Annotated in this window: 1 protein-coding gene; it reads left to right on the top strand. The window is 61.9% G+C overall.

Annotation, left to right across the window (positions count from 1 at the left end):
• Positions 1-1,141 (top strand): Ig-like domain-containing protein (locus AB1287_RS01690; RefSeq protein WP_435616759.1); only part of this gene is annotated, 1,141 nt, incomplete at both ends.

The following is a 1,141-nucleotide window of genomic DNA, read 5'->3' as shown; positions in this document are numbered from 1 at the left end:
GCCGCTGGCGGCGTGACGGACGATCGCTCCCTGACCCTGACCGGAACCGGCGAGCCGGGCGCAGCGGTTGCAGTTTACCTCGACGGCAGCAGCACGCCGGCGGGCAGCGTGGTCGTGGATGAAGAAGGCAACTGGACGCTGGTTCTCCCGTCTCTGGGCGATGGCGATCACAGCTATCAGACCAAGATCACCGACGCGGCGGGCAACGAAACCCGTGGCGAAGTGGTGAACTTCACCGTGGACGCGAGCAGCGTGGAGCTGACCATCGATCAGGCGAACGATAACGTGGGCAGCCTCACCGGCGCGGTACTGAACGGCGGCCTGACCGACGACAGCACCCCGGAACTGCAGGGCACCACGCTTGCGGGAGCCACTGTGACCATTAAGAACGGGGAAGGCACCGTGCTGGGCACCGCCGTGGCGGACGGACAGGGGCACTGGACATTCCAGCTGCCTGAAGTTGCCGACGGCGAGCACACCTGGACTGCGGAAGTGACCAACCCGGCGGGCAACACCGCGCAGGCGACCATCACCCTGACGGTAGACTCAACGCCGCCAGCAGCGCCGGTGATTACCAGCTTTGGTGATGACGTGGGCTCAATTCAGTTCAGTTCCCCTGTACAGGGCAACGTGACTGACGATCCGGCTCCGACCTTTACCGGTACTGCGGAAGCGGGAGCCACCGTCACCGTTTACGACGGTGACAAGGTTCTGGGCTCCGTGGTGGCGGATAAGGACGGCAACTGGAGCTACACGCCAACCACTAACCTGATTGAGGGCACCCACAGCATTACCGCTACGGCGACCGATGCGGCGGGTAACGTCAGTGAGCCGAGCGATAACTGGGGCTTTATCCTGGATATCACTCCGCCAAACGTGGGGATTTCAGGCAACTCCGCCGAATCTCTGAGCGGCATGTCTGAACCAGGGGCAACCATTACGGTTGTTGACGGCACGGGTAAAGAATACACCGCCGTTGCCGATCAGAGCGGACATTGGATTATCGCACCTAACCCGATTGAGCCAGGTGTGTCCGGTACGATCTATGCCACGGATCCTGCGGGTAACAAAGGAGAGCCGGTTTCGTTCCAGGGGGCTGCGCTTGGCAGCTATGATCTGATGAACGAAAGCACTCAGGTGA

The sequence above is a fragment of the Scandinavium sp. UTDF21-P1B genome (assembly GCF_040750395.1).
In the GTDB taxonomy this organism is placed as follows: Bacteria; Pseudomonadota; Gammaproteobacteria; order Enterobacterales; family Enterobacteriaceae; genus Scandinavium.
Note: the sequence above shows the minus strand (reverse complement) of the source record. Positions and strands in the feature narration are given on the sequence as shown.